This is a genomic window from Terribacillus saccharophilus, from assembly GCF_000725365.1.
GTDB lineage: Bacteria > Bacillota > Bacilli > Bacillales > Amphibacillaceae > Terribacillus > Terribacillus saccharophilus.
Map to the genome: position 1 here is coordinate 2,140,763 of NZ_CP008876.1, position 23,465 is coordinate 2,164,227.

At 43.1% G+C, this 23,465-nt stretch carries 25 protein-coding genes and 1 tRNA gene; 4 read left to right on the forward strand and 22 right to left on the reverse strand.

Annotated elements, in window-relative coordinates:
* Positions 1–41: 41 nt before the first annotated feature.
* Entirely contained in the window at positions 42–2,501 is a 2,460-nt protein-coding gene (gene spoIIE, locus GZ22_RS10855) for a stage II sporulation protein E (RefSeq protein WP_038562394.1), read from the reverse strand.
* Positions 2,502–2,892: 391 nt separating this feature from the next.
* Between spoIIE and GZ22_RS10860 the strand changes: the two genes are divergently transcribed.
* Positions 2,893–3,339: a MarR family winged helix-turn-helix transcriptional regulator gene (locus tag GZ22_RS10860; RefSeq protein ID WP_051748206.1), complete on the forward strand. Its 447-nt coding sequence runs from the start codon at positions 2,893–2,895 to the stop codon at positions 3,337–3,339.
* On the forward strand, positions 3,336–4,838 hold the full coding sequence (locus tag GZ22_RS10865; protein WP_051748208.1) for a DHA2 family efflux MFS transporter permease subunit: 1,503 nt from the start codon (positions 3,336–3,338) through the stop codon (positions 4,836–4,838). Before GZ22_RS10860 ends, GZ22_RS10865 begins: the two co-directional genes overlap by 4 nt.
* A 38-nt stretch (positions 4,839–4,876) precedes the next feature.
* Here GZ22_RS10865 and GZ22_RS10870 read toward each other — a convergent pair whose 3' ends face one another.
* A complete protein-coding gene (locus GZ22_RS10870; protein ID WP_093881679.1) occupies positions 4,877–5,452 on the reverse strand; it encodes a histidine phosphatase family protein in 576 nt (191 codons plus the stop codon).
* A gap of 129 nt (positions 5,453–5,581) precedes the next feature.
* On the opposite strand from GZ22_RS10870, the gene GZ22_RS10875 reads away from it, so the two are divergent.
* Positions 5,582–5,655, forward strand: a tRNA-Met gene (locus tag GZ22_RS10875).
* Positions 5,656–5,788: 133 nt separating this feature from the next.
* Here GZ22_RS10875 and GZ22_RS10880 read toward each other — a convergent pair.
* The 7 genes from GZ22_RS10880 to GZ22_RS10910 form a co-directional block, all read right to left on the reverse strand.
* Positions 5,789–6,205, reverse strand: coding sequence for a S1 domain-containing RNA-binding protein (locus GZ22_RS10880; protein ID WP_038562403.1), 417 nt, complete (start codon positions 6,203–6,205; stop codon positions 5,789–5,791).
* 74 nt (positions 6,206–6,279) lie between these two features.
* A complete protein-coding gene (locus GZ22_RS10885; protein ID WP_038562406.1) occupies positions 6,280–6,660 on the reverse strand; it encodes an FtsB family cell division protein in 381 nt (126 codons plus the stop codon).
* A gap of 7 nt (positions 6,661–6,667) precedes the next feature.
* Positions 6,668–7,267, reverse strand: a complete 600-nt coding sequence (gene yabQ, locus GZ22_RS10890; RefSeq protein WP_038562409.1) for a spore cortex biosynthesis protein YabQ — start codon at positions 7,265–7,267, stop codon at positions 6,668–6,670.
* Complete coding sequence (yabP, locus tag GZ22_RS10895; protein ID WP_093881680.1) at positions 7,264–7,551, reverse strand: sporulation protein YabP; 288 nt, start codon at positions 7,549–7,551, stop codon at positions 7,264–7,266. The genes yabQ and yabP overlap by 4 nt, the downstream gene beginning before the upstream one ends.
* Positions 7,552–7,608: 57 nt before the next feature.
* Complete coding sequence (locus GZ22_RS10900) at positions 7,609–7,866, reverse strand: RNA-binding S4 domain-containing protein (RefSeq protein ID WP_038562415.1); 258 nt, start codon at positions 7,864–7,866, stop codon at positions 7,609–7,611.
* Between the two features lies 1 nt (position 7,867).
* Positions 7,868–9,184: a bifunctional methyltransferase/pyrophosphohydrolase YabN gene (gene yabN, locus GZ22_RS10905; protein WP_084160720.1), complete on the reverse strand. Its 1,317-nt coding sequence runs from the start codon at positions 9,182–9,184 to the stop codon at positions 7,868–7,870.
* Complete coding sequence (locus GZ22_RS10910) at positions 9,181–10,749, reverse strand: putative polysaccharide biosynthesis protein (protein WP_164072073.1); 1,569 nt, start codon at positions 10,747–10,749, stop codon at positions 9,181–9,183. The genes yabN and GZ22_RS10910 overlap by 4 nt, the downstream gene beginning before the upstream one ends.
* A 137-nt stretch (positions 10,750–10,886) precedes the next feature.
* Between GZ22_RS10910 and GZ22_RS10915 the strand changes: the two genes are divergently transcribed.
* On the forward strand, positions 10,887–12,101 hold the full coding sequence (locus GZ22_RS10915) for an MFS transporter (RefSeq protein ID WP_038562421.1): 1,215 nt from the start codon (positions 10,887–10,889) through the stop codon (positions 12,099–12,101).
* Here GZ22_RS10915 and GZ22_RS18030 read toward each other — a convergent pair.
* From GZ22_RS18030 to GZ22_RS10980, 13 genes are all read right to left on the reverse strand, one after another.
* Complete coding sequence (locus tag GZ22_RS18030) at positions 12,059–12,862, reverse strand: AraC family transcriptional regulator (RefSeq protein ID WP_051748210.1); 804 nt, start codon at positions 12,860–12,862, stop codon at positions 12,059–12,061. The two genes, GZ22_RS10915 and GZ22_RS18030, sit on opposite strands and share 43 nt — an antisense overlap.
* 77 nt (positions 12,863–12,939) lie before the next feature.
* Positions 12,940–13,476 carry a stage V sporulation protein T gene (spoVT, locus tag GZ22_RS10925; protein ID WP_038562423.1) on the reverse strand — a complete coding sequence of 179 codons (537 nt, stop codon included), beginning with the start codon at positions 13,474–13,476 and terminating at the stop codon, positions 12,940–12,942.
* A 149-nt stretch (positions 13,477–13,625) separates the two neighbouring features.
* A complete protein-coding gene (gene mfd / locus GZ22_RS10930) occupies positions 13,626–17,156 on the reverse strand; it encodes a transcription-repair coupling factor (protein ID WP_038562425.1) in 3,531 nt (1,176 codons plus the stop codon).
* Positions 17,157–17,246: 90 nt separating this feature from the next.
* Complete coding sequence (locus tag GZ22_RS10935; RefSeq protein ID WP_038562428.1) at positions 17,247–17,474, reverse strand: anti-sigma-F factor Fin; 228 nt, start codon at positions 17,472–17,474, stop codon at positions 17,247–17,249.
* Positions 17,475–17,561: 87 nt separating this feature from the next.
* Complete coding sequence (pth, locus tag GZ22_RS10940; protein ID WP_038562430.1) at positions 17,562–18,122, reverse strand: aminoacyl-tRNA hydrolase; 561 nt, start codon at positions 18,120–18,122, stop codon at positions 17,562–17,564.
* Between the two features lie 693 nt (positions 18,123–18,815).
* Positions 18,816–19,592, reverse strand: coding sequence for an ABC transporter permease (locus GZ22_RS10945; RefSeq protein ID WP_038562433.1), 777 nt, complete (start codon positions 19,590–19,592; stop codon positions 18,816–18,818).
* A complete protein-coding gene (locus GZ22_RS10950) occupies positions 19,589–20,476 on the reverse strand; it encodes an ABC transporter ATP-binding protein (protein WP_093881688.1) in 888 nt (295 codons plus the stop codon). Before GZ22_RS10950 ends, GZ22_RS10945 begins: the two co-directional genes overlap by 4 nt.
* Positions 20,473–20,670 (reverse strand): PLDc N-terminal domain-containing protein, encoded by a 198-nt coding sequence (locus GZ22_RS10955; RefSeq protein WP_038562436.1) that lies wholly within the window; start codon positions 20,668–20,670, stop codon positions 20,473–20,475. The genes GZ22_RS10950 and GZ22_RS10955 overlap by 4 nt, the downstream gene beginning before the upstream one ends.
* 3 nt (positions 20,671–20,673) lie before the next feature.
* Positions 20,674–20,871: a transcriptional regulator gene (locus tag GZ22_RS10960; RefSeq protein WP_404815078.1), complete on the reverse strand. Its 198-nt coding sequence runs from the start codon at positions 20,869–20,871 to the stop codon at positions 20,674–20,676.
* Complete coding sequence (locus tag GZ22_RS10965; RefSeq protein ID WP_038562439.1) at positions 20,868–21,170, reverse strand: YxlC family protein; 303 nt, start codon at positions 21,168–21,170, stop codon at positions 20,868–20,870. The genes GZ22_RS10960 and GZ22_RS10965 overlap by 4 nt, the downstream gene beginning before the upstream one ends.
* Positions 21,157–21,696 (reverse strand): RNA polymerase sigma factor SigY, encoded by a 540-nt coding sequence (sigY, locus tag GZ22_RS10970; RefSeq protein WP_038562442.1) that lies wholly within the window; start codon positions 21,694–21,696, stop codon positions 21,157–21,159. The genes GZ22_RS10965 and sigY overlap by 14 nt, the downstream gene beginning before the upstream one ends.
* Positions 21,697–21,799: 103 nt before the next feature.
* On the reverse strand, positions 21,800–22,435 hold the full coding sequence (locus GZ22_RS10975; RefSeq protein ID WP_038562445.1) for a 50S ribosomal protein L25/general stress protein Ctc: 636 nt from the start codon (positions 22,433–22,435) through the stop codon (positions 21,800–21,802).
* Between the two features lie 73 nt (positions 22,436–22,508).
* Positions 22,509–23,456, reverse strand: a complete 948-nt coding sequence (locus tag GZ22_RS10980; protein WP_038562447.1) for a ribose-phosphate diphosphokinase — start codon at positions 23,454–23,456, stop codon at positions 22,509–22,511.
* Between the last annotated feature and the right edge of the window lie 9 nt (positions 23,457–23,465).

The window sequence follows — 23,465 nt, forward strand, 5'->3', positions numbered from 1 at the left end:
TATCTCCATCATCGACGGGAAAGAGAGATAATATACGTTGGCTATGCCTCCTTCACTTTGTTTTTATAAGTAGGAATGGATGCCCATTCCGGCATGTTACGATCAATTGCTGCCACCATGACAGTCATATCGTCCTCAATCTCTCCCGCTCGGTGGCGAACTACCTCTTCCAGGAGCAAATCAGCCATCTCCTGGGGAACGGTTGTATTCATCTCCTTGATCTTCCGTTTCAGCCAGACATCTGTATTCTCCACATGCCGCGGAGCTTCGAAAATTCCGTCACTCATCATAACGAGCAAGTCCCCTGGCTGCAGCTGCTCCTGGACGACGTCTACCTCCAGATCCTGAACGATGCCGATTGGTAAGTTACCAGACTCTATTTTAAGGACCTGATCACCGCGCTTAATAAAGCTTGGTGTCGATCCGATTTTAAGGAATTGGACTGCTGCATCATGTAAATCGATGACTGCCAGATCCAATGTTGCGAATATCTCTTCGTTGGAGCGAAGCGAGAGGATCGAATTAATTGATTTGATTGCTACTTCTTCTCTGATTCCTGACTGCAGAATCTGCTGAAGCAGCCGCAATGTCTCGGTGCTTTCCTCATGTGCTCTGTCCCCATTTCCCATACCATCACTAATTGCAATCGCGTACTTGCCCGCCCCTAGTTCGATCGTGGAAAAACTGTCTCCCGACACGAACCCCCCACCTTTTGCCGCATGTGCAACACCTGTATCCACGACGAATTTCTTAATAGAAGAGAACGCCAGGAAACAGGACTTGTCTGGAAACGGCGCTATTTCTTCCTTCGTTACGACGACAGTCTCCCCAAGAATGTCGGATAAAATAGGGCCAATCAGCTTTTGCCCCTCGCCATGGTATCCCTGTATAGATACATGCATCTCAATATCGATGCTCCCTTTCGTCAGGGAGAATACATCCAGCTTGTCCACGACTAAGCCAGCCGCCCGCAAAGCAGCCATCATCTCTACCTCTTGATGTTCATGGTTCTCCTTTTCCTTGACGATTTCTTTTGCAAAGTCGCCCATTACCTCAGATACGCCGTTAAGCTGATCGGCAACAAAGCGGCGGCTTTCCTGTACTTGCCGCCGCAGCATCTGATTAGCTTGATGGAAACTCAGCTCATGCTTCATCGTTTCGATCACTTTCTTCGATTTGACACAGTGGGATTCCAGGTTCCGCTCCAGCAGCTTATTCGGCGGTCCACCGTCTTCCATATCCTCCTTAAGACTCTCCATTAATTGATAGGTTCGATCAAACTGCTGCGCCCCCCAGCAACGATCTTTTTTAAAGCACAACTGACACGTCTGCTCGGTTACATTGCCAAGCAGAAAATCAGTCTCTCGATTCCGCACATCTTCTGCAGCCCTATCAGGCGTAGCGAAGCTCTTCGCCAACGCATCAAACACATTAGAAAACTGCTGTACGCGATTCGCTGTAACATCCCGTACCTTTTGCAGATATTGCTCCTGCTCTTGGCTGTGCTCAGCAGTTCCAGGAACAAAGCGGGACATACGCCGGATCCAGCTGTCCGGTGTCAAAACGAGCAGCAGAATACTAATAGCTGAAGCAAGCAAAGACGGATACACCTCCTGCATGCCCTGTTCCTGCCCATACACCCCGATAAGTAATGTACCTATAACAAGACCGATGCTCACCCCGAATTTCTTTCCATCTTTTAATAAGCCGCCAAGTAAACCAGCAAAGGCTAAGAGGCTCATTTCATAGAGACTGGCGACATTGGCAAGACTGAGGATCAAGCCCGCAACGACCCCAACAGTCGACCCCATTGCCGCGCCGCCTATCAAAGCCAGCAGCAAAACAAAGTAGCGGGAGAATATCTGTTCAATACCGGCTCCTTGTATTTGCCAGCCGATCGTGCCGGTCAATACTGAGGCGAGCAAAATGATCAAGCAGACTATCTCTTCATTCTTTAATGCCGGATAATATCTTTTAATGGATAATAACGGAATGCTTTGCATAAAGATGATAAAGAGTACAGAACCAAGAATTCCTTCAACACCGATCATCATCCAGTCAAAGCTGGACAAGGTACTTTCATAAGAGAGTGCCAGCATCCTCGGGAGAGAACTTGCCAGAAAGACGAGTACAGCCATAACCCGAATTTGATGCGGTATCCTTTTACAAAGCAGAGCCAGGAAATAAAGGACAAATGCGGCACCTGCTATATAAAGGCCATGTGTCCAATGATAGGTGCTTGCTCCAGCAACTGTTGCCAATGTGATCTGCACCATCTTTTTCCTTCTTGTCAGCCAGATGGATGCCAGGAATGCTACCGCGAATGGGGAAACAGTGGTCAGTACTACAGCCCGTCCAAGTAAGAAGCCTACTAAAGCCAAAAGCCACGCTTTCTCTATTAATAGAAGTTTCGCAAGATCGAACCCTTTCTTCTTCCAATTCTCCAACCGCTTCTGCTCCACTCCATAGATGCCCCATTTCTTTCTTGATACTGTCTCCATTTCATTGAACACTCCTATCCTCATATTTACCGAGGCTCTGTGTACATACTATGGTAATCCCCGGGACAAACTCTTATTTGAATATAGTCATTTAACCACATCCCTCATTCACAATTTGTCAAAAGAACCGAGTGAGACCCAAAAACATTTCGACTTAATCCCATACCTTCTAACCGGCTTCAACATAGCTTGGACAGCATGTGCTTTTTTGCGGCAATTTTCCGTGTCGTAATAAGCTCGGGTTCAGTAAGTCTTGTCAGAAAACTTTTATTTTTTATAGGAAGCGTTTTCCATAAAACTTCGATATTGCTTTTTTTTAAAAGAGGAGTAGAATAGTTCCTACTGAAACAGTTCGCATGCGAACTATTTTTTTGTTGAGGGGATGACAACTTTGACTGATGAGGAAAAAATCAGCCAAGTGATCCAATCGTTTCGATGTCTGAATCAAGCTTTCCACAAGCAATTTTGGCATAATGCTGATCAATTGGGTGTGACTGTCGTTCAGCTGCACATCCTTAAAGTATTAGCGGACGAGCCGGGAACTGGCTTGAATGATCTTGCCCATAAGGTGAATGCAAGCAAGAGTACAGTAAGCGAAACGGTTGAAAGGCTTGTACAAGCTGAATTGGTGAAACGGGAGCGCTCGACACACGACCGCCGCGCAATCGTTCTGTCACTAACTCCAAAGGGACTGGAGCAGAAAAAGACAGCCTACCGAACCTATTTGCAAAGATTGGGGAACATTTCAGACTTCAGCACGGAAGAAGTTGAGACATTATTGTCTCTTCACAGCCGTTTGCTACAAAAGATAACAACTCAAGGAGATGAAACAACATGAAAGATCGTTCCGCCTATGTTAGTCCGGAAACGTTAACCAGAGGTCCGATCGTCGCCATCTTGGTTCTAGGTGCATTCGTTGCAATCCTTAACCAGACACTAATGAACATCGCATTACCTGTCATGATGGAAGATTTGGATATACAAGAAAACTCAGCTCAATGGCTGACAACAGCATTTATGCTCGTAAACGGTATTTTAATTCCGATTACCGCCTTCTTTATGGAAAGATTCACAACTCGTAAGCTATTTATCACTGCAATGAGCCTGTTCGCAATCGGAACACTTATTTGTGGAGTTGGACCTGACTTTACAACAATCTTGATCGGCCGTATTGTACAAGCAGCCGGCGCTGGTATCATGATGCCTTTACTATTTAATACTGTATTGAGCTTGTACCCAATTGAAAAACGAGGCAGCGCAATGGGTGTCATCGGTCTAGCGATGATGTTCGCACCTGCAATCGGACCTACACTTTCTGGGTTTGTAGTTGAGCACGTATCATGGAGATGGTTATTCTTCATTATCTTGCCTATCGCTATCATTGATATCATTCTTGCAGTATTCATTCTGCGAAATGTAACGAAAACACAGAAATCAACAGTTGATGTACTATCCGTCATCCTTTCAACAATCGGATTCGGCGGCTTGCTGTATGGCTTCAGTGTTGCTGGAGATAAAGGATGGGATTCTGCACCAGTAATCTCAACACTTGTAGTGGGTGGAATATCCTTAATCATCTTTATCATCCGCCAATTGACAATCAAAAAACCAATGCTTGAGTTCCGTGTATTCAAATATTGGATGTTCTCTCTATCAACTTCAATCAACGTTGTCATTACGATGGCTATGTTTGCAGCTATGCTATTGATTCCGATTTTCACACAGAATATGCTTGGTTATTCACCACTTAAATCAGGTCTCTTGCTATTGCCTGGTGCACTGGTTTCTGCGATCATGTCGCCGATTACTGGTAAATTGTTCGATAAAATCGGTGCTCGTCCGCTTGCATTGATCGGACTTCTAATCACAACGATAACAACTTACTTCTTGAGTACGTTGACTATTGATACAACTTACACGTATATGATGACTGTCTATACTTTCCGTATGATCGGTGTATCTATGGTTATGATGCCAATCATGACAGCTGGTTTGAATCAGCTTCCTAAACGGTATTATGCTCACGGTACAGCAATGGCGAATACACTTCGTCAGATGGCCGGTGCAATCGGTACTGCATTGCTAGTTACTGTGTTCTCGACTCAATCTAAAGAACACGTTACAGACATGATTACGTCTGGTACACCACAGCAGCAAGCAACATTGCTTGGTTCCATCGAAGGTATCAATGATGCTTTCTGGATTGCAACGCTTATCGCAGCAGTTGGTTTCATCCTTTCCTTCTTCCTGAAAAAGGTTCGCCCTGCAGATGAGATTGAACAGGAACAATCAACAGCTACTACAACACCTGTCGGAAAACCTTCCGAAACGCATTAATAGAAAAACCTGCATCCATGAATGGATGCAGGTTTTTTTTATATATTAGCCAGATGTTCGGAAAGGTTATAATCATGTACTTTCCACTTTTCTTCGATAAACTGGATATTGCTCAAGCAAGCGTTAACTAGATGTGTGTTCTCTGTATCAATTTCTCCATTAGAAATAGTAGATAGGATTGCTGAGATGACGGCTCCATGACATACGAGCAGTACCTTCTTATCGCCATACTTCGCATTCACTTCCTGCAAAGCCAGCATAACCCGCTCCACTAAGTCCTCCCATGATTCCATACCAGGGAAGTCCCAGCTAGGATATTTCGCCTCTCGCTCTGCCCGTGTCAGTCCCTCTGCTTCACCAAAGCCTCTTTCGACGAAACCTTCCATCTCTACAAGCGGCAGTTGTAATGCTTCATTAAGAATATCTGCTGTTTTTCTGGCCCGTTTCATCGGACTTGCTACAATCAGATCAAAATCACTTCCTGCAAGAAAATCACGGGTTGCCTGCGCCTGTCTGATTCCTCTTTCATTCAGCGGTATATCTGTACTTCCTTGTACTTTCCCTAGCTTATTCCAATCTGTTTCTCCATGTCTGACAAGACAAATCATCCTGATCCCCTCCCCTAATCTATAGTTCTACTATACCGTATTTTTCCTGCCAGACGGTACCGATAAATTTATTGTTGACATATAGTCCAGGCTGTTGTATTATATTCCTTGTGCTTCTAAACAATTCATTTATATGGCGGTGTAGCTCAGCTGGCTAGAGCGTACGGTTCATACCCGTGAGGTCGGGGGTTCGATCCCCTCCGCCGCTATCCCTAAAAAAGGAATGCAAATTGCATTCCTTTTTTTTTGTGTACAAAAAAAAAGGATGCTTTTCAGCATCCATCAATCATTTTATATCTTAAGATTTGCATTTTATCAAATCCCAATATATAGACAGCAAGTTTAACCTTTTTTAGCGCCTCTGCCACCACGTTTTGATTCTGTGTGTTTCTTAAGGGACGCAAGACGGTCCTCTGAATCCTTCAAGAAGCGATTCATTTTTGCTTCAAAATTCTCGGGGCGCTCACGGTGACCGCCGCCATGTCCGGAACCTCTATTGTTGTTATTACGACGTGCTGGTGGCGGATTATCTTTCGCTTTCTTAATTGAAAGTCCAATCTTTCCGTCCTTTTCATTAATAACCTTGACTGTGATCATATCGCCAACAGACAAATGTTCATTAATGTCTTTCACGTAATTATCGGCAACTTCACTAATATGAACTAGACCAGTAGAACCTCCTGGCAATTCTACGAATGCTCCGAAATTAGTGATTCCCGTTACCTTACCCTGATACTTGCTGCCTACTTCAATTGACATAAAAAAAATGCTCCTCCTTAAAGTTTGAAAGAAATATACTTCTTATATATTATATAAAAGCTTGGAAAAGGGTGTCAATAAGAGGGTTCCTCTTCGGTGATTTTAAAAATGGTTTCACCGTCTTTTGAGTAGAAATAGTTCGTTCTGGCGATTTCCAGTACATAACTCTTATCGTTCAAAAGTTCGATTTCCTCTTTAAGATCCTCTTCCTTCTTTTGCAAGCTGGCTAACTCTTCCTGCTTCTCTTTATATTCTGTCTGCTTAGAAGCATAAACACCTCGCTGATGAATATGATAACCTACCATTAATCCAAGCAGAACAACTGCAAAAGCGGCGAACAAGATCAAACGCCGAAAGAGTCTTTTCTGTTTTTTCCGCTGCCGTTCTGTATATGCGTCGTATTGTCTCGTGTAGCTGGACTCCATCTTCGTTACATTTCGTTTTTTTCTTGCCACGCCATTTTTACCTCCTTGCTCTGCGCAGTGAAGCAAGTGCTTTCTTTGCTATATTCTTCATTTTACTATAGATACCTGCTAATTTGGAGTAAATTTTTCGGTACTTTTTTGGCGTCATTCTCCACACCAGCCGCCCAATTAAACGTATCGGGTAGAGGAGTATAAGCAGAACCAACCGTATCAATTTCCATACGAGCGTCACCACTCCTCCTATCAGCAGCAGGAGTCCTTGGAGCAGCAAACGGATTGGTGTCAGGATAAGTACCTGTAAAATCCTTCTGACAATCAGTATAGTCCGCCGGATGACACGGATAAGCCATTCGAGCACCCGTCGATAGCTTGTCTGGAATAAAGCTCTATATCCCGCAAAACCACATAACAATGCTAAAAGAATATAAAAGCGCATTTCCCCCTGGTTCACTTGAAACAGCAGGAAAAACAACAGCAAAGTCTGCAGCAGCCAGAAGCCGCATTCCATGATGTAACGCATGAAGACCTGCTTCTTCCAATGTCGTTCAAAGCGGCGGAACGTATCCATGGCTGCACCAAGATAAACCCCGCCGGCAATCATCGACACTATGGTGAGGAATTGGACAGTGAGCGTCATTTGAAGAGCTTGCTAAAGATTCCTTTAGCCTTTTCCCCATTATGCTCATCCAAATAGGATAGCTCTTGGATTTTGCCTTTGATTGATACCTTCCCCTCCTGCAAATCAAGGTTCTTCATATGCAGGTTGCTCCCGCGAATGATCATATAGCCCATCTCAGTCTGGAGCAAGAATTCTTCGCTATCAAAGCTGTCCACTTCCTTCACACCGCTGATCTCGAGCGATTTCCGATTGAACATCTTTATATCATGATCCGCTTGGGTTTTCCGGGTTTGATCCATCATTACCGCCTCCCTTTATCCCTAACAATCTATGAAGAAAGGGACAAGGTTAGAACGGGTTTATTGCACAGGCTCTTCCTTTTTCACTGTGTACAGTGTCGCAGCATCTTCCTTCTTAACTGCTTCCTTCAGCTGCTGTACCTCAATCGTAAGCAGCTTCTGACCGAAACGGATCGCCATCTCATCTCCAACTGCTACATTTGTTGAAGCCTTCGCCTGGACGCCGTTGATCGTTATACGGCCTTGATCGGCCACTTCTTTTGCCAATGTCCGGCGTTTGATCAATCGTGAGACTTTTAGAAATTTATCTAAACGCATATCATTCACTTCCTTTATCCGTACTTTTCTTTCCCTCTATTACTTGATGTAAAGCAATTTCTGGATTTATTTTATAATAGCCCGCATATGAAGCAATAGCAAACAGAAGCTCTCCAACGACATTTTCATCTATCTCTGCCTCTGATGCCCTTCTGCTAAACTCAGCCAACAGCTGCGCCAAATTAGATGGAGAAGGTTTCTGCTTGCCAATGTCTGCTGCTTTCATCAGCTCCGGCTGCAGAGATTCTTCATCTTGCTCTAGTTCATACTCTGCCTTTTCTTCCTGCTTAATAGCTTCCCAGCTCTTGCTCAGTTCTTCTTCAGTTTCCAAAACTGCCTCTCCGAAAACATGAGGATGACGGCGAATCATCTTTTCAGTCACACTTCGAATAACATCTTCAATAGAGAAGTAACCATCATCTTCACCGATTTGACTGTGCAGCATAACCTGGAGCAGTACATCCCCGAGCTCCTCGATAAGATTCTCATCGTCATCCTTGTTGATAGCATCAATCAATTCGTACGCCTCTTCTATTAAATATCGGCGTAAAGATTCATGAGTTTGTTTTTGATCCCACGGACAGCCTCCTGGACCTCTCAGTGTCTGGATAACCTCACGTAATCTGTAGAACTTGTGATTCATCTCCAAGGAAACTGCTGGCGGTACATACACACTCATCAAATTGCTGAATTCTACACTCCTGTCCAAGTCCTCCAGCATTACAGTTTTGATGCTCTCATCCGAGCTGCCTACTGCGTCTACAATCGTAATCGGATATTCCGGCGGTAAATCTTCTAATAGCTCCAGTTTTACTTCCGAAGCAACCATTTGATCATACACCTGACAGAAGATGAGATGTTGTCTGTATTCCAGCTCATCGCGTTTGAATGACGTGGCATCGACGAACTGGAAGCCATCAATCGGATCAATTCGCAGCGCAGAGAACAAATCATCCAAAAAGCTCTGGCCTCCGATAATCTTCACGTCTACTTCTTGTTGAGCCAATAGCAGCTGAACTGTCATTTCAGCTAGCATCGGATGACCCGGAACCGCATAAATCAACGAACCTTCCTCTGCTTGTCGGAATAAACTATTTGCTATTTCTTCATAGACCGATTGAAAATCTGGATGATTTTCGTAAATTTCGTCATAGGAATGGAACTCCACCCCTTCTTCCTCCAATGTTCTGACAACAGGATGATCCTTCGTTCTTACAAAGATAGGTTCTCCATGCTCTTTTAATTTCTTATATATTCCTAGTGACAACTGATTTATATCACCACCACCAAGACCGACAACTTCAATAGTGTGCTTCATTTTACTTTTCTCCCTTCTAAGCGCAGTAAGTGTTTGCTAAATGGCAACGATTCTAACTCTGATCGATTGAATGCCCCTGTCTTTATCAAGGCTATTCCATACAATAAAGCACCAACGATGACCGCAAACAATACATACCCCAATAACAAAATTCGTGTTTTCACGTGAAACAATTCGACGGCAGCTACATATAAAAGTCCGACAGCGACAAGCATGGACAATAATCCGACAAATAAACTTCTCCATGGAAGCTGGAATAATTTAATCTCCGGCAGATAGCGTTTCAGTAGATACATATTGCAAGCTAAAATGCATGCCACAGTAATGACAGTCGCCAATGATGCGCCCATTATTCCATAGATCGGAACGAGCCATATATTCAAAAACCACTTTAAGAGAAAACCGGCTGCGATTATAGCAGCTGTTTGTTTCCACTTTCCCAAAGTCTCTAACATCGAGGCTGTCGTCAATGTGAGCGAACAAACAAAGATCGTCAGCGTGAATACCTGCAAAGAATATGTACCGACATCATCCTTAAACAGCAGTTCGTTGACTAGCGGAAACAGAGCGATCAATCCCGCTGTTGCTGCGATTGATAATAGGAAGCTGAGCTTCCACCCACTATGCAGCAAATGCATAACAGCAGTCTTCTCGCTTATCAACTGATCCTTCGTTATAGACGGCACGAATGCTAATGCCAGAGAGGAACCGACGACGATACCTAATTGGACTAGCGGCTGTCCTCGATCATATATCCCTTTCCATTCACGTGCTTCATCCAAACGCAAACCATGATCCAGCAATCCAGAAACAAGCGTGAAAGCATCGGCAAACTGCAATAACAGCAATAGCATATAGTTTAGACAAATAAAAAGGCCGTATACGAGGATTGTCTTTATGATATATCTCCACGAAAGGCGCTGCTCCACCGATGAAATAATCGGCTCTTTCCTCATATAAAGGCAAAGTATTACGATACCAAAGCACGCCCCTACTAGGGATGCCAGTGCAGCTTTAGCTCCTATATCGTACAAATCACTCCCTGAACGAACAAGCAGGAAAGTGACGGCAAGAATCAAGCCTACACGGACAAGCTGCTCCACTACTTGTGAAACAGCTGTTGGCGTCATATTCTGCTTTCCTTGATAAACACCTCGTAAAATCGAAGTAAATGGAACTGCCAAGAAAATGAAAGCTGCTGCTTGGAGTGGTTTCTCCAAAGCTGGATCACCCATCAGCCCGGCTATTTGCGGTGCTGCCATATACAGCAAAGCAAATGTAATCACAGCCAGACCGAGCAAGAAAATCCCTATCGGTAAATAAAACGAACGAAGAGATGGCGATGTACTGCGGTACCGATCGGCAACTAGCCTGGACACCGCTGCCGGAATACCGTATAGAGCTAGACTTGCTGCTATCCCGAGGAATGGATATACCTGCTGATAGATATAGAATCCCTTATCTCCTACTATATTTTGAAACGGTACTCGATAGCCCGCACTTAAAATCTTACTGATCAAACCAGCGACAGCCAGCACAAAAGCACCATGAAACAGCCGCTTCATCCCTAACCCCATCCGATGATTCCTCCAAACTTTTCCTATTGGGATTATACCATATAGCATATTCTGCTTTAACTTTGAGCAAGATCCTATACGACTTGTTTCCGTTAAAGAAATATGCTGGGTATGAGGTGAACAGCATGTACAAGGACATTATCAAAAATAAAAAAGCAGTCTACTACTTTTCAGGAGGAGCAGTATCCCAAATCGGTGATATCTTATCTGGATTAGCCTTCCTGTTTCTCGCTTATCGTATGACTGGCTCAAGTATACATACAACAATTGTTGCCATTGCAGAAACAACCCCATACCTTCTTTTCGGATTATTCGGCGGAGCTTTGGCAGACCACATCAACAGAAGAAATGTAATGGTAATCATTGACCTAATCAGACTGATCGTTCTTACTATAATCATCTTTTTCTACATACAGGATTGGTTAACCTACCCTCACCTTCTCGTTGGAGGTTTCCTGCTTCAGTGCTGTGGATGTTTTTTTAATCCGGCTCACCGAGCAGTACTCCCTGCGATAATCCCAGAAGAAAAACTATCAGCTGCTAATAGTGCTTGGGACACAATTCAACGTACTGCTTCCTTAATCGGTCCGATACTCGCAGCTTGGCTGCTGGCGAGTGCTGATATCATCTACTTTTTTGTAATAGATGCAGCTTCCTACGCAATCAGCGCTCTTTGCCTATCTCGTTTGCCCACTATGCCTCCAACCAGTATGGAAGGCCGGCTGTCTATTGCATCCCTTTATAGATCTGTATTCGATTTCTTTAAATGGATAAGTAAGAAGCCCGTCCTACTGCATCTATACATCACTACCTTTTTTGTGGTCTTTTTCAATACTTGGGTATGGCAGGTTGGCATTTTACTTGCTTTCAAGGAAATAACACAAAATGGAGAACAATGGTATAACGCCCTTCAGATCGCTTTTGGTATCGGAGCAACAATAATCAGCATTCTAATTCCGCTACTGATAAAAAGATTGGACATGAAAAAATATATTCTCGGATGCGTTATATGGGGTCTTGGAATCAGTATAATCGGTTCTGCTTACATGGTACCATTCTTCTTTGTCGGCGCTATCCTCATAGGTATAGGCCTTCCAATAAGCAGCCTAACCAGGGTGTATCTTATACAGACTCATGTGCCAAAAGTGATGCTGGGAAGGGCATTCAGCTCAAATGCTGTACTCCTGTATGCAGCAAATACACTATCCCTGGCACTATATGCTGTTTTATTATCTTTCCTATCCATTCGTAGCCTCATCCTGGTGAGCGGAGCGGGTATTTTAGTAATTGTGTGTTTTTATATGTTAGGTATGTTTTTCCGAAAAAAACCAGGAGTCTGACCGTAGATACGCCTAAATACTGCGTGGTAAGAAGCTACATTTTTAAAGCCTACTTGCATGGCGATGGAAAGGATGGAGTCGTCAGTTTGACGGAGCAGCACCTGGCTTTGGATAACACGATATATTTGCAACCAGCTATAAGGAGACAGACCTGTTTCCTTTTTAAAAAAGTGACTGAATTGATATTTCCCTAGCTGTGTCAACTGCACCATCTCATCCAATGTCCAGTCTTGCTGATAACTTTGTTTCAAAGCATCCAGAACGACATGTACGGTTGGTTCATACCCTTTGATGTCCCACTTATTACTATGAGATCCTGGTACAAGGCGGAGCAGAACCATCGTAAGCTGGATCCAGCTGTTCTCCAGCCAAAGAGCTTTTTCCTTTTCTTCAGCTGCCATTCTCCAATATAGATGAGTCGTGGAAAACCATTGTTGAAGGAGTGGGTGTTTACATGCCACTAAAGCGAACATAGGATCAATTGTATTTCCGCTCAGCTCCTGTGCTACCTCTGTTACAAAAGCTGGCTTCAATTCAACAATCCACTTTTCTGACGTATGGCGGAGCTGCTTATGTATCTCATGCGGATTAAGGAACATGGCCTCACCATCAGACAGTTCCATGTTATGTTTTTGAAATCGGTAGGCGGCATGACCACTAGGGCTGAAAATCAATTTATACGTATCATCATCTCGCCAGTTTCTTTCACCGAGCATTGTCGTCCGGTTCAATAAGAGACCATTTGTATGCTCCTCTATCATAAGCTCTCCTCCTCTTTTGGATTAGCTTAGCATAAAAAGAATCCCGCAACATAATTAGTTGCGGGATTCCATCTTTACTATTCCATCTGTCTTGCAAGGAAATTAGCAGCTGTTTCTGCTGCTTTTTCTTCGACTTTGCTAAGTTCGCCATCATTACGGCTCACAATAATAACACATCCAATTGGGTCGCCGCTGGCAATAATCGGACTGACCACATAAGCTGCAATTTCTTCTTCCCTGTCTTCTACAAGGTCTACACTGCCTGCTTGATTATTAGTTGTAGTTGTCCTTTCCATCATCGCCTTTTCGACAACCGAACCAATGCCTTTATTCATGTATTCTTTCTTCGATTCTCCTGCAACTGCAATATATTCATCGCGGTCACAAATCAGGACTCCATGATCAATCGAAGTAAATAATGCTTCCGCGTATTCTTTTGCGAAGTCACCCAACTCACTAATCGGAGAGTATTTCTTTAAAATAACCTCACCATCACGGTCCACAAAGATCTCCAGCGGATCTCCTTCTCTAATGCGCAGTGTCCGGCGTATTTCCTTCGGGATAACAACTCGTCCCAAGTCATCGATTCTACGTACGATTCCTGTAGCCTTCATCTTCCAATGCCTCTCTTTCTGTATCCTAAGCTGCTCTGGGGTATTTTCTACTTATTATGAAGAAAAGAAGAATTCACCAGTTGTGCTGTTAGTATGATACACATCGGCATTACTATACATTTCCTTTTAAAATTTCTAGTATCGGAAGTTTAACTAGCTCTCTTTAGATCGCGTATAGCTTGGATGAACTCTTCCGCAATCTCATATCGGCGTCCATACGAGTTTCGATCCCAATTAAAGACGATCTTCAATTTCTTATCCTCTGTACCAAGCTGGACCATCCGGCCGTATTGATTAGCGAATTCGAACAACTTGCTGCCGTCAACATGCTGGCTCATATCGGAATCGACCAAAATCTCCATACGCTGCTTTTTCTTCTTCTCGCTGATGCTTTCGATTTTTTCGCGTTTAGCATACATCTTCAAAGAAGTAACGTGGAAGAGGTTGCCCACTTCTTCAGGATAGTCACCGAATCGATCGATCAGTTCTTCCCGTAAGTCATGAATTTCCTCTTGAGATGTACAGCTCTGGAAACGTTTATACATATCGATTTTCTGTTTCTCATCGTTAATATAAGATTCCGGAATATACGCATTGATATCCAGATCAAGCTCGACCTCGAATGGTTTGATTTCTTCTGCAGGTTTACCTGCCTTCCTTGCTTCCACTGCTTCCGTAAGCATCTGGGAGTACATATCAAAACCTACGGAATCGATAAAGCCGTGCTGCTGAGAACCGAGCAAGTTACCTGCTCCGCGAATGGACAAATCTCGCATCGCAATTTTGAACCCTGAACCAAGTTCAGTAAATTCTTTGATTGCCTGCAGACGCTTTTCCGCTACCTCTGTTAACACTTTATCCTGCTGGTAGGTGAAGTAAGCATATGCCACGCGATTGGAACGTCCTACTCGACCACGTAATTGGTACAGCTGACTAAGTCCCATTCTGTCTGCATTATCAACAATCAATGTGTTCACATTCGGAATATCCACACCTGTTTCAATGATAGTCGTGCTGACAAGAACATCATATTCTCCTTCAAGGAAGGCGAGCATAACACTTTCCAGCTCCGATTCATTCATTTGACCATGCGCAAATGCGACTCTGGCATCATCAACCAAAGCTGCGATTTCCTGTGCTTTACGCTCGATATTTTCCACCTTGTTATAAAGGAAGAATACCTGACCATCCCGAGCCATTTCACGTTCAATAGCCTCGCGGATAAAGACTGGATTATACTCCATAACATACGTTTGAATCGGGAACCTATTTTCAGGTGGTGTTTCGATAACAGATAGATCGCGAACACCTAGCATGGACATATGCAATGTACGCGGAATTGGTGTAGCAGTCAAAGTCAGCACATCCACATTCGTCTTCAGCTGTTTTAGTTTTTCTTTGTGTTTTACACCAAAGCGCTGCTCTTCATCAACGACTAATAGCCCCAGATCTTTATAGACGATGTCCTTGGATAATAGTCGGTGAGTACCTACGACTACATCAACTACGCCGCTCTTCAAATCTTTGATTACCTCGTTTTGCTGCTTACGCGTGCGGAAACGGCTCATCAGTCCTACGTTGATTGCGTGGTCCTGGAATCGTTCCAGAATCGTCTCATAATGCTGCTGCGCTAAAATGGTTGTCGGTACTAGGATTGCCACCTGCTTACCATCAGCAATCGCCTTGAACGCTGCACGAATAGCTACTTCTGTTTTTCCGTATCCGACATCACCGCAAAGCAGCCTGTCCATTGGCCGTTCACGTTCCATATCTTGTTTGATTTCATCAATGGTACGCAGCTGATCCTCAGTTTCTTGGTAAGGAAATGCCGCTTCGAATTCCCGCTGCATCTCTGTGTCTTCTGAAAACGCATATCCTTTGGAAGCTTCCCTCTCGGCATAAAGCTTGATCAGCTCATCCGCAATATCTTCCACAGACGATTGAACTCTGCTTTTAACCTTCTTCCATTCTGTTCCGCCAAGCTTATAAAGCTTCGGTTCTTTTCCTTCTGATCCAACATACTTTTGCACAAGATCAATTTGATCAATTGGCACAAATAACTTATCGTCTCCGGAATAGCGGATCAGCATGAAATCCTTGCGCAAATCCTGCACCTGCAATGTCTCAATACCAACATAGCGACCAATACCATGGTTTGCATGGACAACGTAGTCGCCTACAGCCAGCTCCTGGTAGCTCTTAATCCGCTCTGCATTGGATATTTTCTGCTTCCGTTTCGGTCTTGCTGAACGCTTTTTAAATAGTTCGTTCTCTGTCAGTACTGCCAGTTTGTGAAAAGGCAGCTCAAAACCGCTGCTGATATTACCGATCAAAATAGTCGGTGTGTTCACCGGCAAGGAAACACGCTCTGCAATGACTGCTTCCATATCGTAATCAGCTAGAACAGCCTGAATTTTCTCTGCACGCTGCTGGGTAGGTGCCATTAAGATAGTAGAATAATTGCTCTTTTCCCACCGCTCCAGTTCATTTTTCAGCAAATGCATTTGTCCATGGAATTGCTGCATAGCCCTGCATGTGACATTCACAATATTTTGAGGCTGCGTATTCGATATATGACGCAGGAACACACTCAAATACAAACGCGGCTGCTTCATTTTCTGCAGTACTTCATGCCAGTCAAACGATAATTTTAGCTGTCTTACGGTTTGATGCGCTTCCAGCAGACTCTGATGCCATTCTGCTTCCTCTTCATCGAGCCGATTAGCTGTTTCTTGGATCCGGCTCATTTCATCAAGGATAATATAGCCACCTTCACCAAGATAATCTAATAGACTAGCTGGCTGCTCATAGAAATAGCCTGCATACTTGGCCATGCCTTGAAATCGCTCTTGCTGACGTAGCCTTTCAAGATCTTGACTGACAGCCTCTAGAACTTGCTGCTTATGCTCATCTGCCTGCAGCTTGCCTATTGTTTCCCCTAATGCTTTCTCCAATCGATCTGCTGCTCTGGCAATGTCTTCACTATCGATGAGTAATTCCGTAGCAGGACCTACTTCGACCGAATCTTTTTTCTCCAAAGAGCGCTGCGTGTCCGAATCAAAGTAACGGATGGAATCGACTTCGGTATCGAATAATTCAATTCTGATCGGATTGGATTCCGTTAATGGATAAATATCTAATATCCCTCCGCGCAGACTGTACTCTCCTGGTGAAGCAACCATATCTGTACGTTCGTATCCCATATCGACCAATGCGCGTAAGTAGTGCTCTAAATCAATTTCTTCTCCAACACGAAAAGCCAGCTGATAGCTTTCCCATTTAGCTGGTTGTGGCAGTATTCTTTTTAATGCAGCAGCCGGAGCTACTAGGATGCCATTCTCGCTTTGCTTCCAATTCCGCAAAGCATCCAAACGTTGTGAGCGAAGCTCCGGACTGGAGATGGCAATTTCTGATGCTAATAATTCATTCACAGGATACAGGTACACATTTGAATGCGTACTCAGCTCCAATAAATCTTCATATAGTGTCTGAGCCTGAGTCAGCTGATGGGTAACTAGGATTACCTTTCGTCTTATGGAATCCTGCAGAACAGTTGCCAGTACTCCCCTTGCTGAACCAGACAATCCTGTCAAAAGCTGTTCATCCATCCCAGACTTTATCCCATTGATGACTGATTGTATGTCATCCTGAGTTGAGATAAATTGCTTGATCTCTTGCATAATGCCTCCTTCTGCTAGTACATGTCATAAGCAAAAAATGCCTTGGTTCACGCACCAAAGCTTTGTATGACAGCATTATTTAGCTTTACGTTATTGCATGAAATGATCCAGCTCATGATAATGCGGGTTTCGCTGCAGCGCATTTTCACAATCCTCACATGCTACCTGACAAACGATATTACCCGAATCTATCTGCACCATTTCCTGATAGTCTGCTGCGGATAATCGATCCCATCCGAGCGCTTTGATATCCACCTTATATTCATCCAGCTCTGCTAGCTGTGTTTTGCAATGACGACAACGATAAACAATAGCCATAGTTACGCCTCCGGGACTTAGATTTGACTCTGTCAAAGTCTGCCCGAAAGCGCATGGATTCATACTTATCTTGTTGCAGTGTATGAATCAGCGATTAAAATCATTCATCACGTTCAGGAAAGGTTCCTTTAGCCATGTTTCTGTGGCATCTGCAGCCTTTTTAACACTATCGACGATGTCTGGCACTTCTTCCTTGTGGAAGCGCTGAAGAACATAGTCCACAACAGGCTGCTGACTGACCGGACGGCCAATTCCGAGACGAATACGTTTGAATTCTTTTGTACCTAAATGTGCAATCAAAGAACGGATTCCATTATGGCCCCCATGACCGCCTTTTTCCCGCAGTCGTACTTTCCCTGCTGGTAAATCCAAATCATCATAAATGACAACGAGATCTTCAAGATCTACATTATAATAATCCATAAGCGGGCGAACCGCTTCACCTGATAGGTTCATGAAAGTTATAGGCTTTACCAATATAACCTTATCCCCATTTATCAAGCCAGTCGCATATACACTATTGAATTTTTTATTTGATAACGGCAAATTGTGCCGGTGCACTAATTCATCAATCGCAATGAACCCAATATTATGCCGTGTCTGATCATATTTCTGACCCGGATTCCCAAGTCCAACAATCATTTTCATATTTATAAACGCCCTTTACTCATAGTCCATTCCAAAAAAACTATACCTTAACAGAAAATAAAATACAAGAAAACCGAAAAGCGGAAAAGACCGCTTAGAAACGAAGTGGTAAGCAAGGGAGCACGGAGTGGATGACCTTTCCACGCAGGGATTCATTGCTTACAGCGCAGTTTCTGGTCTTTGGAGCTAGACAAAAACCGAAAAGCGGAAGAAACCGTTTAGAAACGAAGGAATAGGTGAGAAAGCCCGGAGTGAGGCGCATTTACCTTACGCAGGGATTTATCACCTATGCCGCAGTTTCTGGTTTCTGCAGCTAGACAACACGAAAAGCGGAGAAAGCCGGTTAGAAACGTAAGGATAAGGGAGGGAGCACGGAGTGGGCGCCTTACCCCACGCAGGGATTCATCACTTATACTGCAGTTTCTGGTCTTTGGAGCTAGACAAAACCGAAAAGCGGAAAAGACCGCTTAGAAACGAAGTGGTAAGCAAGGGAGCACGGAGTGGATGACCTTCCCCATGCAGGGATAACTATATCATCGTTAACACCCACTGCTATTCTCCTTCTCCGACTGAAAGGATAATTCCTTCTTTCCTGCACAAAAAGCACATCAAGGATGCTTCCTTTCCCATCCTTGACATGCTTTACCTATACTTTTATCATATCCTTTGCGTGTTAGGAATAATCCTACTTCATTAAAACTTTACACTCTTTTCAAATTTTTTTACCATTGTTAAAAGTAATATAGCAATAAAGGCAATAGTTGTAGCTAGTACAGCTCCCATATGCACAGTACCCTTTTCCGTATTCAGTACCTCTGTTGCCAGGTTGAGGATATTTGAGGGCAAATAAATGGCTATATCAGGCATAACAGTCGACAAGATAGCAATACTCGCCACTATTAAAATAGATATCCCCGCCACTCCTCCACTGCGACGAAGAAATGTACTAACAAACAATGTGACTGTTATAACTAGCACAATCCATAAACAATAAATCACAAAGCTTTTCCATACAGAAGTAAAGGATACATCAGAAAATAGAGCGTTTGTATAATACCATGCTGCTCCATAGGAAATTGTAAAAGCTCCAAGATGAAGGAGTACGAGCATCGTCCACTTGCTAAATATGTAAGTTGTAGTATTTACTGGTCTGGAGAATAGCTGCATAAGAGATCCGTTATTTCTCTCCTGTACAATTACATTCATACAAGCTAGCACAATAATTGCTGTGCCTATTGTATGCAGTTGAGACAAAGTTCCCGCAAGAACTTCAGCCCCGCTAGGGATTGGCAATTCAATTACTGCTCCTGGTGGCAGACTATTCGAATTCTCCAAAATGGTTGGCATAAAATACAAACTAATAGGCTGAAGAAGTGTCACTAATAGGATGACAGCAGGCAGCCAAACTAACTTCTTCTCTCTCCAAGCCTCTATCCATTCTTTATGAAATAGCGCGTTGAACCTCTTCAACCTTCCATCACCTCTATATAATGTTCTTCTAGGTTCTTTTCTTCTGCTCCAAAGTACTGGATTCCTATGTCTTGCTGGATACAATATTGCAGTAACATATTGGGCGTTACATTATGTCGCAAAGTACCAATGATTTTTTGTGATTCCTTTATATCAATCTCTTTATATAACTTCTGCAGTCCTTCAATCTGTAAAGGATCCGATGTTTCCAAGCGATAGCGTTTTCTTTGCCGATTTCCTTTCCATTCCTTCATGTTTTCATAAGAGATGCTTTGTCCCGATTTCATGATTAAAGCCTTATCACATATTTGTTCCGCATCATGCAATACGTGTGTAGAAAATAGGATGGCCATATCCTTTTTTAAATTCTCCAATATGTTCATGACATCAATTCTTCCAGCTGGATCAAGAGCGGATACTGGTTCATCCAGCAATAGGATTTTCGGTTGATGCATGATTGCTTGCGCTAAGCCGAGTCGCTGTTTCATACCTCCAGAGAAAGCCCCTATCTTCCGTTTCTGAGCTTCTAACAGTCCTGTCATTTCCAATACATGCAAGCTTCGTTCTTTTAAAGTTTTTTTAGTCATTCCAGATAATGTTCCTGCTAACATAAGATATTCTTTTGGATACATCCAATCGAAGAAAGTAGGATATTGAGGTAAAAATCCAATTTTATCTTTAATAAGTACTTTTTTATCACTCATTATCATTCCGTCAGTAGGTGTAATTAATCCAGCCAGCATATGCAACGTTGTTGTCTTACCAGCTCCGTTTGGTCCTAAAAGCGCAATACACTCATTCTTCTTCAACTGAAGATTTAAATCTTTTACCGCGACATGTTTTCCGTACCGTTTCGTCAACCCTCGCGCTTCTAACATGGTCATTTATACGCATCCTTTCTTTGCCCAATCACGAAATAAAGAATAGGTCCGATGATACTTATACAGAAAATGATTACTATCCAAACCCATTTGGGTCCCAGTGTTTCTTCTGCGCGTATACAACTAATCAACGCAATAATGAGCAAAAGAAACTGGATGACGATAATAGGCAGCAGCAATGTCACAGTGTTCTCCATCTATCAGTGCCTCCTTTTGTCTCTGCGAATGATAAATACATAATATAAAAGAAGCGGTGTAGGGAACTGAATCAGTCCGACAATCCCCCATGCCCAAGCATGAGTACCTCTTCTTTTTGCATCAATGTACAACCAAATTCCTTGTGCCAGCAATATAGGAATTGCCAAGATTATAATTATCAGTTCATTCGTTGATATCATGTAACCCTTCCTTTGCTTCTTTCAACTAGTAATAGGACGACAACAGCAATAATTGAGATGATCTGCAAGACGTAGAAAGCCCACGTGATATGCACAGCTATAAGAATGTAGAAGGAGACCAACACACATGCCAAAATGATAAACCCACATAGTTCTCTGTGCATTCTTTCTCGATATCGCTTCTCACCAGAACTTATCTGCTGCAGCATTTCATCAGTTTCAGGAACGTCAATATGTAATTTTGTATCCATGTTTTCCCACGTTTCGTCCATCTTCTTGATCCAGTCATCTTTTTTCATCAGACCACTCCTCTCTTAATTTCTTTAACGCATAATGGATACGAGACTTTACTGTCCCTTTTCTTAGTTTTGTCATTGCACTAATTTCCTCTAATGAGTAACCATAATAATGACGAAGTAATATTAACGTTCTAGTTTCAATAGATAGAGATGCAAACAAATCCAGATGCAATGACCAATCCAAATTGCCTTGTTCTAATTCCCATTTTATTTTTCGTTTTTCATTTTCCGTCAGCTGCTGTTGCCTTTTCCTATCCCGCGTTTTCTTCCGTTGTTCATCCAAATATAAACGAGTCGCGATAGATATAAGCCATGTAGAAAATTTAGATTGATAACGATATTTCGGCAAATTAATATATGCCCGAATCATCGTTTCCTGCAGCAGGTCTTCTGTCATTTCTTTATTCATCGTGAGTTTAAAAAGATAACGATATAAGAACGTATAATATTGCTGGAAAAGCTGACTGAAAGCCGATTTATCATGTTTAGCATTTTCAATCGATATGGATTCCGCTGATTCCTCCATTTCACTCCCCCTTTCTTCTCTGACTATATGACGTTTGAGGAATTCAAATAGTTCAATCAAAATAAAAAAAGCTGTGCCCCTTAAGGCACAGCTTTTTCTAATCTTAATCTTCTTTATCGTTCTTAGATCCTTCTTCGATTGCTTCTACATCATCCGCGTCACCAGTAGTTGTATCATCTGATTCAATCTCTGCAGTAGGTGCAGTGACTGTTGCGATTGTTGTATCAGCATCCGTTAGGATTTCGAAAGCACCGTCTGTTGGCAGGTCACCAACGCTGATGCTGTCACCGACTTCAAGTTTGGAGACATCGACTGTAATCTGATCTGGGATGTCATTCGGTTTTGCACTGATCTCCAGATCATATAGTGGCTGCTGAAGAACGCCGCCTTCATTAGAACCTGGTGCTTCACCTTCAAGTTGGATCGGCACTTCCACGTTACGTGCTTCCGACATGTTAACCACATAGAAATCTGCGTGTACAAGACTAGCTTTCAATGGATCGGTTTGGTAATCATGTAGCATAACATCTACTGATTCGCCTTTGATATCCAATGAAATAACCGCATTTTTCCCTTCATCTCGAACGGTTTTTAGTAGATCAACACTATCGACTGCAACGCTGATAGGCTCTTTACCATTACCATATACGATTGCAGGGATGGCTCCCTCTTCACGAAGTCCTCGGATATAAGATTTTGTATTGTTTTCTCGTTTGTCTGCTTTAAGTTTTACTGCCATCGTAATCACCCTCCATAGTTTTTACGCGTCTACAGAGTATGATTCCCTTACGATATCAGTAATAAACATAAAATCAATCAAACAGAATACTAACAGATTGCTGTTCGTGAATACGGATGATTGCTTCACCGAACAACGGCGCAACAGAAAGCTGCGTAATATTTTCGATTTGCTTCTCTTTTGGAAGAGGAATTGAGTTTGTCACAACAAGCTCTTTAATTTGTGAATTTTGGATTCTCTCGATTGCCGGTCCAGATAAAACTGGGTGAGAACAAGCTGCATATACTTCAACCGCACCTTTTTCTCTTAACGCATTAGCAGCTAGCGTCAATGTTCCAGCTGTATCAATGATATCATCGATGATGATCGCAGTTTTGCCTTTGATTTCGCCAATAATGTTCATTACCTCTGCCACGTTTGGACGCGGACGGCGTTTGTCGATGATTGCAATCGGTGCTTTCAAACGATCTGCCATACGACGTGCACGAACTACACCGCCATGGTCAGGAGATACTACGACGATATCTTCCAAGTTCTTTTTCTCGAAATAGTCGGATAGGATTGGAACACCTACCAAGTGATCGATCGGAATATCGAAGAAACCTTGGATCTGCGGCGCATGCAAGTCCAATGCCAAAACGCGTGTAGCTCCGGCAGTTTGCAAAATATCAGCGATCAATTTGCTAGTAATAGGTTCACGGGCACGGGCTTTGCGATCCTGACGTGCGTAACCGTAGTAAGGCATGATGATGTTGATTGTTTTAGCTGATGCACGTTTCAATGCATCAATCATGATGAGTAGCTCCATCATATGCTGATTGACAGGTGCACAAGTGGACTGGACAACATAAACGTCACAGCCGCGGATACTTTCTTCGATATTGATCTGGATTTCGCCATCGCTAAAGTGGGAAACAGTGATTTTACCCAGTTCTACGCCAATGTGGTCTGCAATTGACTTAGCTAACTCCGGATTAGAATTCAAAGAAAAAACTTTCAACGATGGATCATTATAAGGCATGTCGAGTAA

Excerpts from the sequence above, each read along its gene's own strand:
- GZ22_RS10915 (WP_038562421.1), top strand. The coding sequence starts at position 10,887 with ATGTACAAGGACATTATCAAAAATAAAAAAGCAGTCTACTACTTTTCA.
- GZ22_RS10965 (WP_038562439.1), bottom strand. The coding sequence starts at position 21,170 with ATGAAAAAAGATGACTGGATCAAGAAGATGGACGAAACGTGGGAAAAC.
- yabQ (WP_038562409.1), bottom strand. The coding sequence starts at position 7,267 with ATGACGCTCACTGTCCAATTCCTCACCATAGTGTCGATGATTGCCGGC.
- spoVT (WP_038562423.1), bottom strand. The coding sequence starts at position 13,476 with ATGAAGGCTACAGGAATCGTACGTAGAATCGATGACTTGGGACGAGTT.
- GZ22_RS10975 (WP_038562445.1), bottom strand. The coding sequence starts at position 22,435 with ATGGCAGTAAAACTTAAAGCAGACAAACGAGAAAACAATACAAAATCT.
- yabN (WP_084160720.1), bottom strand. The coding sequence starts at position 9,184 with ATGAAGCACACTATTGAAGTTGTCGGTCTTGGTGGTGGTGATATAAAT.
- GZ22_RS10865 (WP_051748208.1), top strand. The coding sequence starts at position 3,336 with ATGAAAGATCGTTCCGCCTATGTTAGTCCGGAAACGTTAACCAGAGGT.
- GZ22_RS10960 (WP_404815078.1), bottom strand. The coding sequence starts at position 20,871 with ATGATATCAACGAATGAACTGATAATTATAATCTTGGCAATTCCTATA.
- GZ22_RS10950 (WP_093881688.1), bottom strand. The coding sequence starts at position 20,476 with ATGACCATGTTAGAAGCGCGAGGGTTGACGAAACGGTACGGAAAACAT.
- GZ22_RS10955 (WP_038562436.1), bottom strand. The coding sequence starts at position 20,670 with ATGGAGAACACTGTGACATTGCTGCTGCCTATTATCGTCATCCAGTTT.
- GZ22_RS10880 (WP_038562403.1), bottom strand. The coding sequence starts at position 6,205 with ATGTCAATTGAAGTAGGCAGCAAGTATCAGGGTAAGGTAACGGGAATC.
- mfd (WP_038562425.1), bottom strand. The coding sequence starts at position 17,156 with ATGCAAGAGATCAAGCAATTTATCTCAACTCAGGATGACATACAATCA.
- GZ22_RS18030 (WP_051748210.1), bottom strand. The coding sequence starts at position 12,862 with ATGATAGAGGAGCATACAAATGGTCTCTTATTGAACCGGACGACAATG.
- GZ22_RS10980 (WP_038562447.1), bottom strand. The coding sequence starts at position 23,456 with ATGCCTTATAATGATCCATCGTTGAAAGTTTTTTCTTTGAATTCTAAT.
- yabP (WP_093881680.1), bottom strand. The coding sequence starts at position 7,551 with ATGATGGATCAAACCCGGAAAACCCAAGCGGATCATGATATAAAGATG.
- spoIIE (WP_038562394.1), bottom strand. The coding sequence starts at position 2,501 with ATGGAGACAGTATCAAGAAAGAAATGGGGCATCTATGGAGTGGAGCAG.
- pth (WP_038562430.1), bottom strand. The coding sequence starts at position 18,122 with ATGAAAATGATTGTTGGACTTGGGAATCCGGGTCAGAAATATGATCAG.
- GZ22_RS10910 (WP_164072073.1), bottom strand. The coding sequence starts at position 10,749 with ATGAAGCGGCTGTTTCATGGTGCTTTTGTGCTGGCTGTCGCTGGTTTG.
- GZ22_RS10900 (WP_038562415.1), bottom strand. The coding sequence starts at position 7,866 with ATGCGTTTAGATAAATTTCTAAAAGTCTCACGATTGATCAAACGCCGG.
- GZ22_RS10935 (WP_038562428.1), bottom strand. The coding sequence starts at position 17,474 with ATGGCTATTGTTTATCGTTGTCGTCATTGCAAAACACAGCTAGCAGAG.
- sigY (WP_038562442.1), bottom strand. The coding sequence starts at position 21,696 with ATGGAGGAATCAGCGGAATCCATATCGATTGAAAATGCTAAACATGAT.